The sequence below is a fragment of the Streptomyces bugieae genome, assembly GCF_036352915.1.
GTDB classification, from domain to species: Bacteria; Actinomycetota; Actinomycetes; order Streptomycetales; family Streptomycetaceae; genus Streptomyces; species Streptomyces endophytica.
Genome location: NZ_JAZBJP010000253.1, coordinates 1 through 264 on the forward strand (window position 1 = coordinate 1; position 264 = coordinate 264).

Below are 264 nucleotides of genomic sequence, written 5' to 3' on the forward strand. Positions count from 1 at the left end.
GCGAGGCCGGCGACATCATCCCCGGTGACGGCGATGTCGTCGAAGGCGTGGCGTCCGTCGACGAGTCCGCCATCACCGGCGAGTCCGCCCCGGTCATCCGCGAGTCCGGCGGTGACCGCTCGGCCGTGACCGGTGGCACGAAGGTGCTCTCCGACCGCATCGTCATCAAGATCACCACGAAGCCCGGTGAGACCTTCATCGACCGGATGATCAACCTCGTCGAGGGCGCCGCACGGCAGAAGACCCCCAACGAGATCGCGCTGA

At 67.8% G+C, this 264-nt stretch carries 1 protein-coding gene; it reads left to right on the forward strand.

What is annotated here, in order from left to right:
* A partial coding sequence (locus V2J85_RS41120; RefSeq protein WP_474064984.1) for a P-type ATPase actuator domain-containing protein occupies positions 1-264 on the forward strand: 264 nt, incomplete at both ends.